Origin of the sequence: Nocardioides sp. (assembly GCF_014360585.1) — a bacterium.
In the GTDB taxonomy this organism is placed as follows: domain Bacteria; phylum Actinomycetota; class Actinomycetes; order Propionibacteriales; family Nocardioidaceae; genus Nocardioides.
Window position 1 is genome coordinate 25,781 of sequence record NZ_JACIXG010000019.1, and the last position, 14,650, is coordinate 40,430.

Annotated in this window: 12 protein-coding genes; 10 read left to right on the forward strand and 2 right to left on the reverse strand. The window is 70.7% G+C overall.

The window, feature by feature from the left end; genetic code table 11:
* Positions 1 to 1,041 (reverse strand): LacI family DNA-binding transcriptional regulator, encoded by a 1,041-nt coding sequence (locus H5T77_RS08635; protein ID WP_292647683.1) that lies wholly within the window; start codon positions 1,039 to 1,041, stop codon positions 1 to 3.
* 160 nt (positions 1,042 to 1,201) lie between these two features.
* Here H5T77_RS08635 and H5T77_RS08640 point away from each other — a divergent pair, with 160 nt between their 5' ends.
* The 4 genes from H5T77_RS08640 to H5T77_RS08655 are packed head-to-tail and all read left to right on the forward strand — an operon-like array spanning position 1,202 to position 6,702.
* Positions 1,202 to 2,482, forward strand: a complete 1,281-nt coding sequence (locus tag H5T77_RS08640; RefSeq protein ID WP_292647686.1) for an ABC transporter substrate-binding protein — start codon at positions 1,202 to 1,204, stop codon at positions 2,480 to 2,482.
* A gap of 40 nt (positions 2,483 to 2,522) precedes the next feature.
* Positions 2,523 to 3,461, forward strand: a complete 939-nt coding sequence (locus H5T77_RS08645) for a carbohydrate ABC transporter permease (protein ID WP_292647689.1) — start codon at positions 2,523 to 2,525, stop codon at positions 3,459 to 3,461.
* On the forward strand, positions 3,458 to 4,303 hold the full coding sequence (locus tag H5T77_RS08650) for a carbohydrate ABC transporter permease (RefSeq protein ID WP_292647692.1): 846 nt from the start codon (positions 3,458 to 3,460) through the stop codon (positions 4,301 to 4,303). Before H5T77_RS08645 ends, H5T77_RS08650 begins: the two co-directional genes overlap by 4 nt.
* Positions 4,300 to 6,702, forward strand: a complete 2,403-nt coding sequence (locus H5T77_RS08655) for a beta-xylosidase/alpha-l-arabinosidase (RefSeq protein ID WP_292647695.1) — start codon at positions 4,300 to 4,302, stop codon at positions 6,700 to 6,702. Before H5T77_RS08650 ends, H5T77_RS08655 begins: the two co-directional genes overlap by 4 nt.
* 162 nt (positions 6,703 to 6,864) lie before the next feature.
* On the opposite strand, the gene H5T77_RS08660 is transcribed toward H5T77_RS08655, so the two are convergent.
* Entirely contained in the window at positions 6,865 to 8,058 is a 1,194-nt protein-coding gene (locus H5T77_RS08660) for an ROK family transcriptional regulator (RefSeq protein WP_292647697.1), read from the reverse strand.
* Positions 8,059 to 8,196: 138 nt separating this feature from the next.
* Here H5T77_RS08660 and xylA point away from each other — a divergent pair, with 138 nt between their 5' ends.
* The 6 genes from xylA (at position 8,197) to H5T77_RS08690 (ending at position 14,627) form a co-directional block, all read left to right on the forward strand.
* Complete coding sequence (gene xylA / locus H5T77_RS08665; protein WP_292647700.1) at positions 8,197 to 9,351, forward strand: xylose isomerase; 1,155 nt, start codon at positions 8,197 to 8,199, stop codon at positions 9,349 to 9,351.
* 9 nt (positions 9,352 to 9,360) lie between these two features.
* Positions 9,361 to 10,755 carry a xylulokinase gene (gene xylB / locus H5T77_RS08670; protein ID WP_292647703.1) on the forward strand — a complete coding sequence of 465 codons (1,395 nt, stop codon included), beginning with the start codon at positions 9,361 to 9,363 and terminating at the stop codon, positions 10,753 to 10,755.
* A gap of 242 nt (positions 10,756 to 10,997) precedes the next feature.
* The gene (gene pgsA / locus H5T77_RS08675; protein WP_292647705.1) at positions 10,998 to 11,618 is read left to right on the forward strand and encodes a phosphatidylinositol phosphate synthase; all 621 of its coding nucleotides are present in this window, start codon (positions 10,998 to 11,000) and stop codon (positions 11,616 to 11,618) included.
* Positions 11,615 to 12,430 carry an inositol monophosphatase family protein gene (locus H5T77_RS08680; protein ID WP_292647708.1) on the forward strand — a complete coding sequence of 272 codons (816 nt, stop codon included), beginning with the start codon at positions 11,615 to 11,617 and terminating at the stop codon, positions 12,428 to 12,430. The genes pgsA and H5T77_RS08680 overlap by 4 nt, the downstream gene beginning before the upstream one ends.
* 51 nt (positions 12,431 to 12,481) lie before the next feature.
* Positions 12,482 to 13,378, forward strand: a complete 897-nt coding sequence (pdxS, locus tag H5T77_RS08685) for a pyridoxal 5'-phosphate synthase lyase subunit PdxS (RefSeq protein WP_292647711.1) — start codon at positions 12,482 to 12,484, stop codon at positions 13,376 to 13,378.
* 184 nt (positions 13,379 to 13,562) lie between these two features.
* Positions 13,563 to 14,627 carry a M23 family metallopeptidase gene (locus H5T77_RS08690; RefSeq protein ID WP_292647714.1) on the forward strand — a complete coding sequence of 355 codons (1,065 nt, stop codon included), beginning with the start codon at positions 13,563 to 13,565 and terminating at the stop codon, positions 14,625 to 14,627.
* Positions 14,628 to 14,650 lie beyond the last annotated feature (23 nt).

The following is a 14,650-nucleotide window of genomic DNA, read 5'->3' on the forward strand; positions in this document are numbered from 1 at the left end:
CTACGGTTTCGGCGGGGAGGGGGCAGCCGTGCTGCCGCGTACGACCAGCTCGGCGGGCAGCCGCAGGTGGCGCTCGGTCTGCTTGCCCTCGAGGAGCTCGAGCAGGAGCCCGAGGGCGGCCCGGCCCATCTCGTGGAGCGGCTGGGCGACGGTGGTGAGCGGGGGAGTGGCGTCGCGGGACTCGGGTACGTTGTCGAAACCGACCACGGAGAGGTCCTCGGGGACGCGCAGACCGAGCGAGCCGGCGACCTCGATGACCTTGATCGCGGAGATGTCGTTGGCGGCGAAGACGGCGGTGGGGCGCTCGCCGGGCGGGAACGAGAGCATCTCGCGGGCCGGTGCCTCGGCGAGCTCGGGGTGGTAGCCGCCCACCCTGATCAGGCCGGGGGCGACGCTCAGGCCGGCGTCTTGGAGGGCATCGCGGTAGCCCTGCTCACGCAGGCCGGCGGAGCGGAGATCGGGGCGGCCGCCGAGGAAGCCGATGCGCCGGTGGCCGAGTCCGACCAGGTGGTCGACGGCGAGCCGCGCGCCGGTGGTGTTGTCGGCGTCGACGGTCATCGGGCCGTCGGGTCCGGTGTGGGGGTCGATGGCGACGACCGGGATGGTGGTCTCGTCGGTGATGATCATCGAGGGGGTCACCACGATCGCGCCGTCGATCAGGGTGTGGCCGAGGCGGGAGAGCGAGCGGCGCTCCCAACCGGTGTGGTTGTGGGCGCCGGTGCGTCCGGCATGCGCCAACAGCTCGTAGCCCGTGCCGTCCAGGGCCGCTGAGATGCCCTTGAGGAGCTCGGCGGAGTAGGGCTCGAACTCGGCGACGAGCACGCCGATGACACCGGTGGACTTGCGGCGCAGGCTCGAGGCGATCAGCGACGACTGGTAGCCGAGCTGCTCGATGACCGCGAGCACCTTCTCGCTCGTCGCCTCGCTGACGCCGTAACGCTCGTTGATCACCTTCGAGACCGTGGCCACCGAGACCCCTGCCTCCCGGGCCACGTCGTTGATCGTCACCCGGCGGGGGCGGGGCTGGTCGACCGTACTCATGGCCTGACAGTAGCCCACCCGGGCCAGGATCGAGAACCATCTACGAAAACGTTATCGACAACGATTGACACACCGGCTGGACAACCGTCATGCTCGTCCCGAGAATGTGGCGGCAGTCACATCACCCACACATCCCGAGCTGTGACGAAGAGGTCCCAAGATGCCGAGAAAGACACAAGCGCTCGCTGCGTTGTGCGCCGGATTGATGATTGCCGCCACCGGTTGTGGCGGCTCGGGCGACTCCGGTGGCGACGACAAGACCATCACCTGGTGGCACAACTCCAACAACGACCCCGGCAAGGGGTTCTACGAGCAGGTCGCGAAGGACTTCGAGGACGCCAACCCTGGCGTCGACGTCAAGGTCCAGGCGATGGCCCACGAGGACATGCTGACCAAGCTCGACGCCGCCTTCCAGAGCGGCGACGTCCCGGACGTCTACATGGAGCGTGGCGGCGGTGAGCTCGCCGACCACGTCGAGGCCGGTCTCACCCGCGACCTCTCCGAGGACTCCAAGGACATCATCGAGCAGATCGGCGGCAGCGCCGCCGGCTGGCAGGTCGACGGAAAGACGTACGCCCTGCCGTTCTCCATGGGGGTTGTCGGGTTCTGGTACAACACCGAGCTCTTCGAGAAGGCCGGGGTCACCGCGCCCCCGGCGACCATGGCGGACCTGTACGCCGCGTTCGACAAGCTCGACAAGGCCGGCATCACCCCGGTCTCGCTGGGCGCCGGAGACGGCTGGCCGGCGGCGCACTACTGGTACTACACCGCGCTGCGCGCCTGCTCCCAGGACGTGCTCGAGACTGCGGTCGCCGACCTGGACTTCTCCGACCCGTGCTTCGTCGAGGCGGGCGAGACCGTCGAGGAGATCGTCGCCGAGAAGCCGTTCAACAAGGGCTTCCTGTCGACACCGTCGCAGACCGGCCCGACCTCGGCCAGCGGCCTGCTGGCCACCGGCAAGGTCGCCATGGAGCTGGCCGGCCACTGGGAGCCCGGCGTGATGCAGGGCATCACCGAGGACAAGCAGGGACTTGGTGACAAGACCGGCTGGTTCCCGTTCCCTGCCGTCGACGGCGGCGAGGGTGACCCGGCCGCCCAGCTCGGTGGCGGTGACGCCTGGGCGGTCTCCGAGGGGGCTCCCGACAAGGCTGTCGACCTCGTCAACCACCTGCTCTCCGACGAGGTCCAGAAGGGCTTCGCCGAGAACGACATGGGCCTGCCGACCATCCCCGCGGCCGGCTCCGCGGTCAAGGACCCCGCGCTGGCCGAGCTGCTGAAGGTCCGCGACGAGGCGCCCTTCGTACAGCTCTACTTCGACACCGCCTTCGGTGAGTCCGTCGGTGGTGCGATGAACGACGAGATCGCGCTGCAGTTCGCGGGCAAGGCCACCCCTGAGGACGTCGTCAAGGCGACCCAGGAAGCCGCGGACAAGGAGAAGTGAGCATGTCGGAATGCAGGTTCGCGGGAGGCACGGTCGCCTCGTGAGCTCTGAAGCAGCTACTGGTGCGGTCGCCTCGGGGCGGCCGCACCGGCACGACGCCTGGCGTAAGTGGGCGGAGATCGCGTTCTTCGTGACCCCCGCCCTGGCGCTGATGGCCCTCTTCGTCGCCTGGCCGATCTTCACCGCGGCGCGGTTCTCGCTCTACGACTGGAACGGCCTCGGGCCGCTGGACGACTTCATCGGGTTCGCGAACTACGCCGAGGTGCTCGCCGACGACGTCTTCCGGGCCGCGGTCGCCCACAACATGATCATCGTGGTCGGCTCGATCATCGTGCAGCTCCCCCTGGGCGTGGCCATCGCGCTGCTGCTCAACCGCAAGATGGCGGGGCAGGGGGTGCTGCGTACGCTGATCTTCGTCCCGTACGTCCTGGCCGAGGTCATCGCCGGGGTCATCTGGTTCCAGCTGCTGCAGCCGGAGTACGGGCTGGTCGACGCCCTCATGAACGGGATCGGCCTGTCCCCGCCCGAGGAGGGCTGGCTCGGCACCCCCGAGGTCGCCCTGTGGGTGGTGCTCGCGGTGCTGACCTGGAAGTACCTCGGCCTGGCGGTCCTGTTGTTCCTCGCCGGGCTGCAGGGAGTCTCCGAGGAACTCTACGAGGCGGCGCAGCTCGACGGCGCCGGCTGGTGGCAGACGCAGTGGCGGATCAGCATCCCGCTGCTCGGCCCGACGATCCGCACCTGGTGCTTCCTGTCGATGATCGGCTCGATCCAGTGCTTCGACATGATCTGGGTCCTCACCGGCGGCGGCCCGGCCAACGCGACGACCACGATGGCGACGTACCTGATCGACGAAGGCACCAACCGGCACAACTACGGCATCGCGGGCGCCGCCTCGGTGGTCCTGTTCGCGATCGCGTTCGTGATGGCGCTGGTCTACCAGCTGGTCGTGCTGCGCCGTGACACCAAGGAGGCGGCATGACGACGAATCTGGCGCCGCGCGGCAAGCGCGGCGGCAACAACGTGCTCGTCTATCTGATCGCGCTGATCGTCGTGGCGATCACCGTCGGACCGGTGCTCTACGGAGCGATGGGCGGCTTCCGCACCAACGCCCAGCTGGCCGAGAAGCCGACCGGGCTGCCCGATCCGTGGGTCGGGACGAACTACTCCAGCGTGCTGAGCGGCGGGTCGTTCTGGACGTACGCGGTCAACTCGACCATCATCGCGGTGATCACCACGGCAGTCGCGGTGGTCTTCGGCGTGATGGCCGCCTATCCGCTCGCGCGCTACCGGTTCAAGGGGCGCGAGGCGCTGTTCATGGTCTTCGTGCTCGGCCTGCTCTTCCCGGCCGCGGTGGCGGTGATCCCGCTGTTCATCCTGGTCACCCGTGACCTGGGGATGGGCAACACCTGGTGGGGAGTGGCGCTGCCCCAGGCGGCGTTCGCGCTGCCGCTGACGGTGGTGATCCTCCGGCCGTTCCTGATGGCGCTGCCGCGCGAGCTCGAGGAGGCGGCACTGATCGACGGTGCCTCACGGATCGGCGTCTTCTGGCGGATCATGCTGCCGCTGTCGATGCCGGGGGTGATCACGGTCGCGGTGCTCGCCTTCGTGACCTCCTGGAACGCCTACATCCTGCCGCTGCTGCTCCTTCAGGGGGAGATGCGCACGCTGCCGCTCGGGGTGGCCGACTTCTCCACCGAGCACTCCGCCGACACCGCCGGTGTCCTGGCGTTCACGACGATCGCGATGATCCCGGCGCTGGTGCTGTTCCTGGCCCTGCAGCGCCGGATCGTCTCCGGACTGCAAGGAGCGGTGAAGGGATGACGGACGCCCAGAAACGAGTCCAGGAACGAGCCCACCGGCGCGCATGGCCGCAGGTGTCCACGCGGGTGCAGGAGCTGCACGCGCGGATGAGGCTCGAGGAGAAGCTGGCGCAGCTCGTCGGCTTCTGGATCGACCACGGCGACGAGGTCGTCGCGCCGCTGGCCGGCGAGATGACGGCCGGCGCGCCGACGAGGCTCGCCGAGGTCACCGAGCACGGGATCGGCCACTTCACCCGGGTCTACGGCACCCGACCGGTCGACCCGGTCGAGCGTGCGCGGTGGCTGTGGGAGGAGCAGCGGCGGCTGCGGCGCGAGACCCGGCTCGCCATCCCGGCGCTGGTCCACGAGGAGTGCCTCACCGGGCTGGCCGCCTGGAAGGCCGCCTGCTTCCCGACGCCGCTGGCCTGGGGAGCCGCGTTCGACCCCGACCTCGTCGAGGAGATGGCGTCCCTGATCGGCTCCTCGCTGCGTACGTTGGGGGTGCACCAGGGCCTCGCGCCGGTGCTCGACGTGATCCGTGACCCGCGCTGGGGCCGCACCGAGGAGGCCATCTCCGAGGACCCCTACGTGGTGGGGACGGTCGGGACCGCGTACGTCCGGGGGCTGCAGTCCGCGGGCATCCAGGCCACCTTGAAGCACTTCGTGGGCTACTCCGGATCGCGGGCGGGCCGCAACCACGCTCCGGTCTCCGCGGGACCGCGGGAGCTGGCCGACCTGTTCCTGCCGCCCTTCGAGATGGCCGTCCTGGACGGAGGCGCGAGGTCGGTGATGAATGCCTACAACGACGTCGACGGCGTCCCGATGGCGGCCAACGCCGAGCTGCTCACCGGGCTGCTGCGCGAGGAGTGGGGCTTCGACGGGACCGTCGTGGCCGACTACTTCTCGGTGGCCTTCCTCGCGCTCATGCACGGCGTCGCGGCAGACCGGGGCCACGCCGCGGCGATGGCGCTCGAGGCCGGGATCGACGTCGAGCTGCCCAGCGGCGACGCGTTCCTCGAGCCGCTGGCCGCGCTGGTCCGCGCCGGTGAGGTGGACGAGACCGTCATCGACCGCGCTGTCCTCCGGGCGCTGGCCGCCAAGGAGGAGGCCGGGCTGCTCGACGAGGAGTTCACCGCCGAGCCGCCGTCGGTGATCGATCTGGACACCCCGGCTCACCGAGACGTGGCCCGCCGGCTGGCCGAGGAGTCGGTGGTCCTGCTGTCCAACGACGGCACCCTCCCGCTCGCCGGGACCGCCGCCAGGATCGCGGTGATCGGCCCCAATGCCGACCGCGCCGAGGCGCTGATGGGCTGCTACTCCTTCCCCAACCACGTCCTCGCCCACCATCCCGGCGTCGCGCTCGGCATCGAGGTGCCGACGATCGCCGAGGCGCTGCGGGCCGAGGTCCCGGACGCCGAGGTCGAGGTCGTACGCGGCTGTGAGGTCGAGGGCGCCGACACCACGGGGTTCGCGGCGGCCCTCGCGGCGGCCGAACGAGCCGAGGTCGCCGTCGTCGTCGCCGGCGACCAGGCGGGCCTGTTCGGCAAGGGCACCGTGGGGGAGGGCAACGACACCGAGTCCCTCGACCTGCCCGGCGTCCAGCGTGAGCTGATCGAGGCGGTGGTCGCCACCGGGACCCCGACGGTCCTGGTGCTGGTCACCGGCCGTCCGTACGCCATCGGCTGGGCCCTCGACGGACCCAGCCGTCCTGCGGCGGTGCTGCAGGCGTTCTTCCCGGGGGAGGAGGGCGGACCCGCGCTCGCGCGCATCCTCACCGGCGCCGTCAACCCGTCCGGTCGACTGCCGCTGACGCTGCCGCGATCGGCCGGAGCCCAGCCCTACACCTACCTCCATCCCATCCTCGGCGGCCCTTCCGGGGTGACCTCCGCCGACTCCACCCCGGTGCGGCCGTTCGGCTTCGGCCTCTCCTACACCACCTTCGGCTACAGCGGGCTCTCGGCCGATCGAGTGGTCGAGGCCGGTGGCACGTTCGAGGTGGAGGTGACCGTCACCAACCTCGGTGAGGTCGCCGGTGTGGATGTGGCCCAGCTCTACGGTCGCGACCTGCTGGCCTCGGTGGCCCGACCGGTCTCGCAGCTGCTCGGCTACCAGCGCGTCGCGCTGCAGCCGGCCGAGTCGGCGACGGTGCGCTTCGAGGTGCCCACGGCCCGGCTGGCCTTCACCGACCGCGGACTCGCCCGTGTCGTCGAGCCCGGCGAGGTCGAGGTCTGGGTCGCCGCCTCGGCCGGTGAGAAGGTCGCCGCCGCGGTCGCCGAGGGCATCGCCGAGCTCTCCGACGTCGAGGTGGCCTCCGGCGCCGGCAACTCGGGCGGTGACAAGGCGCTGGTCACGGTCACTGGCGACGTCCATCGCGTCAGCACCGCCGACCGGCGGATCACGACGGCGACGGTCTCGCACTAAGCGCCAGCCCGCTGGTCGAGCCGGGAGGCCGCCTGCGGCCGAGCGTGTCGAGACCAACACAGTCCCGTCGAGCGCGACAGGGGACTGTGTTGGTCTCGACACGCCTTCGCCTAGTGGGTCCGGCGGCTCGACCACCGATGACGGCCGACCCGAGCTCAGCGACTAAGGCCGTTGAGCAGCTTGCCGGGCGAGATGGGCGGCGGGGTCGGCGATGACGCGGCGTACGACGGTCCCGGCCGCTCCGCGGACGGCGGCGTCGCTGCCGAGTCCGGAGACCAGCAGCCGGGGTGGTTCGACGGCACCGGTGTGGTGGCTGATCGAGGCCGCGGTCGCCCCGGTGAGCCAGGGTGCGAGCGTGGCGAACGCGCCACCGAGCACGATCGCGGTGGGGTCGAGGAGGGTGATGACCGAGGCGAGCGCGACGCCGAGGTGTCGGCCGGCACTGGCGACGGCGTCCAGCGCGGCCTGATCGCCCGCCTCGCAGGCCCGGGTGAGGTCGGCCATCGTCGCCACCTGCGCGCGGGCGAGGATCTCCTGCTGCCCTGCCATCCGCTCCAGGCAGCCGTGGCCGCCACAGCCGCACCGCGGTCCGTCGGGGGCCACCACGACATGGCCGAGCTCGCCGGCGCCCGCGTGGGCGCCGCGGAAGACCTCCCCGTCGATCACGATGCCGCCGCCGATGCCGATCTCGCCGGAGACGTGCACGAAGTCGCGCAGGGGAGCCCCGTCGTGATCATGACCGCCGAACCACATCTCGCCGAGAGCCGCCAGGTTGGCCTCGTTCTCGAGTTCGACGTCGAGCCCGGTGCCCTCACCGACGGCGTCGGCGAGGTCGACCCGTGCCCAGCCCAGGTTGGGGGTGCGCACCACGGCCCCCTCGACCGTCAGGCCGGGCACCGCCACGCAGGCGCCGGAGAGCGGCAGCCCCTGGGAAGCGGCGCTACGGGCGGCCGTACGGGCCAGATCGATGAGGTCGGCGACCACCTCGTCGACCTCGCGGCCGCGGTTGTCGCGGCGTAGGACGTGGTGGTAGCGCGGCACACCGGTCAGGTCGGTCACCATGGCGGCCAGGTAGTCGACGTTGACCTCCAGGCCGAGGCCGGCGATGCCGCCGGGAGCGAGGTCGAGCGCTGTGGCGGGCCGACCCCGCTCGGTCGCGGCCGGCGCGCTCTCCTGGACCAGGCCGGCGGCGATCAGATCGGAGACCAGACCGGAGACCGACGACTTCGTCAGGCCGGTGCGCGCAGCGACCTGCGCGCGCGAGACCGGACTGGTGCGGGCGACCTCGCCGAGCACGAGCGCGAGGTTGCTCGCCCGCATCCCGGCATGCTGGGCGGGCTCGGTTCTGACCGTCATGAACGGATTAGAGCAAGTTATGAACTTTAGGTCAAGCGACCCGCTCGAATGCGCGGGAAGGGTTGACAATGTGACACTCGTCGCGTTTCATGTTCGTCATATAGTCCGAGTCGTGAACTAATGTGAGGAAACAAGGCTATGACGGATTACACCCCCACCGCCGAGGACAAGTTCACCTTCGGGCTGTGGACCGTGGGCTGGAGCGGACAGGACGTGTTCGGCTCCGCGAGCCGGCCTCACCTCGACGTCGCCCACTCGGTGCGCAAGCTGGCCGAGCTCGGGGCCTACGGCATCACCTTCCACGACAACGACGTCTTCGCGATCGACGCGAGCGACGCCGAGCGCCAGGCGGAGATCGACAAGCTCAAGGCCGCGCTGGACGAGACCGGGCTCAAGGTGCCCATGGCCACCACCAACCTCTTCGGTCACCCGGTCTTCCGGGACGGCAGCTTCACCTCCAACGACCGCGAGGTGCGCCGCTACGCGATCGCCAAGGTCGCGCGCAACATCGACCTCGCCGCCGAGCTCGGCGCGACGACGTACGTCATGTGGGGTGGCCGTGAGGGCGCCGAGTCCCACGCCGCCAAGGACATCGCGGCCGCGCTGGACCGCTACCGCGAGGCCGTGAACCTGCTCGGCGACTACGTGGTCGAGCAGGGCTACGACATCCGGTTCGCCATCGAGCCGAAGCCCAACGAGCCCCGCGGCGACATCCTGCTCCCGACCATCGGCCACGCGCTCGCCTTCATCAACACCCTCGACCGCCCCGAGATGGTCGGCCTCAACCCCGAGGTCGGTCACGAGGAGATGGCCGGGCTCAACTTCGCCGCCGGTGTCGCCCAGGCGCTGTGGCACGGCAAGCTCTTCCACATCGACCTCAACGGCCAGCACGGCCCGCGCTTCGACCAGGACCTCCGCTTCGGTGCGGGCAACCTGCGCGGTGCGTTCAACCTGGTCGACCTGCTGGAGTCCAAGGGCTACGACGGCCCGCGCCACTTCGACTTCAAGCCGCCGCGCACCGAGGACGAGGACGGCGTGTGGGCATCGGCCGCCGGCTGCATGCGCAACTACCTCGTGCTGCGGGAGCGGGCCAAGGCGTTCCGGGCGGACCCGGAGGTCAAGGCTGCGCTCGAGGCCTCGCAGGTCGAGGAGCTGTCCGTGCCGACCCTGGCCGAGGGCGAGACGCTCGCGGACGTCCGCAAGGCGAACTACGACATCGAGGCGCTCGACCACGGCTATGCGTTCGAGCACCTCGACCAGCTCGCCATGGACCACCTCCTCGGCGTCCGCTAGGTTCGGTCGATGCCGCTCGTCGCCGGGGTCGACTCCTCGACCCAATCGTGCAAGGTCGTAGTCCGTGACGCGGAGACCGGTGCGCTCGTACGCTCCGGCTCCGCGCCGCATCCCGAAGGCACCGAGGTGGACCCCGCGGCCTGGTGGACGGCGTTGTCGTCCGCGGTCGAGGCCGCCGGCGGGCTCGCCGACGTCGCCGCGGTCTCCGTCGGTGGACAGCAGCACGGGATGGTGTGCCTGGACGAGGCCGGAGAGGTCGTACGCCCCGCGCTGCTGTGGAACGACACCCGCTCGGCCGCCGCGGCCGCTGCGCTCAACACCGAGCTCGGCGCCGCGGCCTGGGCCGAGGCGGTCGGCTCGGTCCAGGTGGCCAGCTTCACCGCCACCAAGCTGCGCTGGCTGGCCGAGCACGAGCCGGAGGCGGCGGCTCGGACCGCGGCGGTGTGCCTGCCCCACGACTGGCTCACCTGGAAGCTCGCCGACGGCGGCGACCTCGGGTCACTGCGTACGGACCGGAGCGACGCCAGCGGCACCGGCTACTACTCGGCGGTCACCGGCGAATACCGGCGCGACCTCCTGATGCGAGCACTCGGGCGGGACGACGTCGTACTTCCGGAGGTGCTAGAGCCGTCGGCGTCAGCCGGACGCACGTCGACCGGAGCGCTGCTCGGGGCAGGCTGCGGCGACAACGCCGGAGCCTCCCTGGGCGTCGGCGCGCGGCCCGGCGACGTGGTCGTCTCGATCGGCACCTCCGGGGTCGCCTGCGCGGTCTCGGAGACGCCCACTGCAGATGCATCGGGCGCGGTGGCGGGCTTCGCCGACGCCACCGGCCGCTACCTGCCGCTGGTCGCGACCCTCAACGCCGCGCGGGTCCTCGACGCCACCACCAGGCTGCTCGGGGTGAGCCACGAGCAGCTCTCCAGGCTGGCGCTCGAGGCGCCCTCGGGTGCCGACGGCCTGGTCCTCGTCCCCTACCTCGAGGGGGAGCGCACCCCCGACCGGCCCTCGGCCCGGGGTGTGATCCACGGTCTGACGCTGACCACCGCCGAGCCCGCCCACCTGGCGCGCGCGGCCGTCGAGGGCCTGCTCTGCGGGCTCGCCGACGGCATCGACGCGCTGAAGGCGCAAGGTGTCGCGGTAGACCGTGTGCTCCTCGTCGGCGGCGGGGCCCGCTCCGAGGCCGTACGCCGCCTGGCCCCCGTCGTCCTCGGCCACCCCGTCCTCGTCCCAGAGCCGGGGGAGTACGTCGCCGACGGCGCCGCCCGCCAGGCCGCCTGGGCCCTCGCCGGCGGTGCCGAGCCGCCGACGTGGGAGCTCGCCGGCACCGAGACCTACGAGGCCGACCCCGACCCCGCAGTCCGCGCCCGCTACGCCGAGGTCCGCGATCTGACCGAAGGAACCTAGCCGAGACGTCACGTACGTCGGCCGAGACGTCACGTACGTCGGCCGAGACGTCATCCGTTGACCTCTCAGCCGACGGGAGTGACGCTTCGGCCGACGCGGGTGACGCTTCGGCCGACGCGGGTGACACTTCGGCCGACGTACGTGACGCCTCGGCCGACGCGAGTGACGCCTCGGCGGAATCTGAGTGACGTTTCGGCGCGCGGGAGTGACGTCTCGGCGGGATCCGATAGCGTGGCCGCGCCATGTTGGATCACATCAAAGGCTTCGTTCAGGGAGTCGTCCTCGCGCCCATCGTCCGGCTGTTCGTGGCGCTGAAGATCAGCCCCGACCTCGTGACGCTCGTCGGCACCATCGGAGTAGCGATCGGAGCGCTGGCCTTCTACCCGCGCGGCGAGCTGTTCGCCGGAACGGTCTTCATCACCTGCTTCGTCTTCAGCGACCTGATCGACGGGGCGATGGCGCGTGCCGTCGGCCGCACCTCGAAGTTCGGCGCCTTCTGGGACTCCACCCTCGACCGCTTCGGTGACGGCGCGGTCTTCGGCGGCCTGGCGCTCTACTTCGCCGGCCCCGGCGACTCCGACCTCTACCTCGCGCTGACCCTGTGGTGCCTGGTGACGGGAGCGGTCACCTCCTACGCCCGCGCCCGCGCCGAGTCCCTGGGATTCACGGCCAACGTCGGGATCGCCGAGCGCGCCGACCGGCTCGTCCTGATCCTCGTGATGACCGGCCTCGCCGGCATCTTCTCCCTCGACCTGCTCATCTACATCGCGCTGTGGATCCTCGCCGTCGCCTCGACGATCACCGTCATCCAGCGTGTCTGGACGGTTCGCCGCCAGGCCCTCGCCGAGGAGGCGGCATCGTGACCGCGCCGACGGAGGCAGACGTACGCCTGGCCGCGGAGCTCGTCCGCGGCGCCGGCTCCCTCGCGGCCAAGATGCGCACCGCGGGGATCGGCGACTCGGTCGAGACCAAGACCTCGGTCTCCGACCTGGTCACTGCTGCCGACAAGGCCGCGGAGAAGGCGATCGTCGACCGGCTCGCCGCCGAGCACCCCGGCGACGGCATCCTGGGGGAGGAGGGCTCCGCTCGCGACTCGGACACCGGACGGGTGTGGACCATCGACCCGGTGGACGGCACCTACAACTTCGTACGCGGCCTCGACTGGTGGTGCTCGGCGCTCGCTCTGACCGACGGTGCCCCGGAAGACGTGAACAGCATCGTCCTGGGGGCGGTCTACTCACCGGCCGAGGACGCCGTCTACGTCGGTGGCCCCGACCTGCCCACCACCCGCAACGGGATCCGTCTCGACGCGATGCCGGACACGCCGCTCTCGCACGCGTGCCTCACCACCTACCTCCACCCGCGCAAGCTGCGCCACCCGTCCGGCGAGGCGTACGTCCGGGTCGCCGCCCGAGCCGCCTCGATCCGGATCCTCGGCTCCGGATCGATGGACCTCACCGCCATCGCCCAGGGCAAGCTCCATCTCTTCTGTCAGCACTCCGTCCCCGACTGGGACCGCCTCCCCGGGGCCGCCCTCGTCCTCGGCGTCGGCGGCACCACGGCCCAGGTCGAGGCCGGGGGAGTGCTCTGGTCCCTCGCCGGCACACCGACAGCGGTTGCCGAGGCCGCCGAAGCCCTCACCAGCGATCAGTCCACTTCGGGAACAGTGGCCTGACCAGGGCTTTCCGAGGGTGGCTTACGTCGGTTCCCGACCTACGATCGCCACATGGCAACAAGCATGAACGAGACGGGAACCTCGCGGGTCAAGCGCGGGATGGCGGAGATGCTCAAGGGCGGCGTGATCATGGACGTGGTCACCCCCGAGCAGGCGAAGATCGCCGAGGACGCCGGGGCAGTGGCGGTGATGGCGCTCGAGCGCGTCCCCGCCGACATCCGCGCCCAGGGCGGCGTCAGCCGGATGTCCGACCCCGACATGATCGACGGCATCATCGAGGCCGTCTCCATCCCGGTCATGGCAAAGGCCCGCATCGGCCACTTCTCCGAGGCCCAGGTGCTCCAGTCCCTGGGCGTCGACTACATCGACGAGTCCGAGGTGCTGACCCCGGCCGACTACGAGAACCACATCGACAAGTGGGCCTTCACGGTGCCGTTCGTGTGTGGCGCGACCAACCTCGGCGAGGCCCTGCGCCGCATCACCGAGGGCGCGGCGATGATCCGCTCCAAGGGCGAAGCCGGCACCGGTGACGTGTCCAACGCGGTCACCCACATGCGTACGATCCTGCGCGAGATCCGCCGTCTCGGCGCCCTCGCCGAGGACGAGCTCTACGTGGCGGCCAAGGAGCTCCAGGCGCCCTACGAGCTCGTCAAGGAGGTGGCCGCGAACGGCAAGCTCCCGGTCGTCCTGTTCACCGCCGGCGGCATCGCGACCCCGGCCGACGCCGCGATGATGATGCAGCTCGGCGCCGAGGGCGTCTTCGTCGGCTCCGGCATCTTCAAGTCCGGCAACCCGGCCCAGCGTGCCGAGGCGATCGTCAAGGCGACCACCTTCTACGACGACCCCGACGTCGTCGCCAAGGTCTCCCGCGGTCTGGGCGAGGCGATGGTCGGCATCAACGTCGACGAGCCGGCCAGGTCGATCCAGTTCGCGGAGCGCGGCTGGTAGCGCCAGCGCGGCGTAGACGGCTCGGGCGGATAGGCGCCGGGCTGCTCGCCCGATGGGATCACGTTCTGCTGGGCGGGGCCGGAGCGGTGCTCGGTTAAGGGTTCGGCTTCAAGTTGTCGTGACGGAGGGCGGGGGTCTGCAACACTCGCGGGCACTCATCCAGCTCGAGCAGAAGGGTCCCCCCATGCCCTCCAAACTGTCCGTAAGAATTTCTGCCGCTGCTTTCTCGGCCGCCACCGTCCTTGCCCTGGCACCGGCTGCCACGGCGGTGTCGGCCGATGCCGTCGCCACCCCAGGTCCTGCCGTGGACGTGGTGACGCAGAAGGTGCCCGCCACCGTCGCCGGCACGCTCGGCGCTTCCCGTCAGGCGCTGGTGGACGCGGTGTCCGCCGACGCGCTGAGCCGGTCGGCGGCCGTCCGGGGTCTTGCCCGCACCGACGCCCTCGGCAAGCTGGCCGCCGAGGGCCGCAAGGTGGTCGTCGACGTCCGGTCGGCCGCTCCCGGCTGGGCGCGCGGCGTCGCTTATGTCGAGGCGCCCGCCAAGGGCCACACGCATCCGGAAGGGTGGCTGTACATCGCTCGCTATGTCGACGGCCAGTGGGTCACCGGAGTCGAGGGTGACGGCGAGTTCGCCGCGTACATCGACTCGTCCCCACTGGTCGGCGCGGCCGAGCGGCGGACCATGTCGGCGTACGCGAAGCACAAGACCGAGAGCACCATGGGCACCACGGCGAACACCGCCGGGTTGCTGCTGCCCTGGATGCCGGACTACTACATGACCGTCACCGGTGGGCCGCACGCCAGTGATGGGGTGAACGGCTACTGGAGCAGCCTGGACTTCGCCGGCGGCAACGCCAGCGGGCGGGTCCGATCCTCGCGCGAAGGTACGGCCACCTCGATGTGTGGTGCTGGAGGCGGCTGGACGCGGGTGATCCACCCGAACGGTTTCTCGACCGACTACTACCACCTGTGGAACGCGACCTACTACAACGGAACGTCGGTCGGTTCCAGCGCTCTGCTGGGCAACATCGGCACCGACGTCTGCGCCGGCGGGTCGGCCTCGGGTGCGCACGTGCACTGGAGTCTGCGGACGTACGACGCCAACTACAACGGGGCGTTCACCTGGCTGAACGGCCGCACCATCGGCGGCTGGACCTGGTGGAACGGCGGCAGCCAGTACCAGGGCTGTGCGACCCGCGCCGGTGTCACAGCCTGCCCGGGCACGGCCATCTACAACCGCACCAGCTGATCTCTTTGTATCCACCGCAGTGC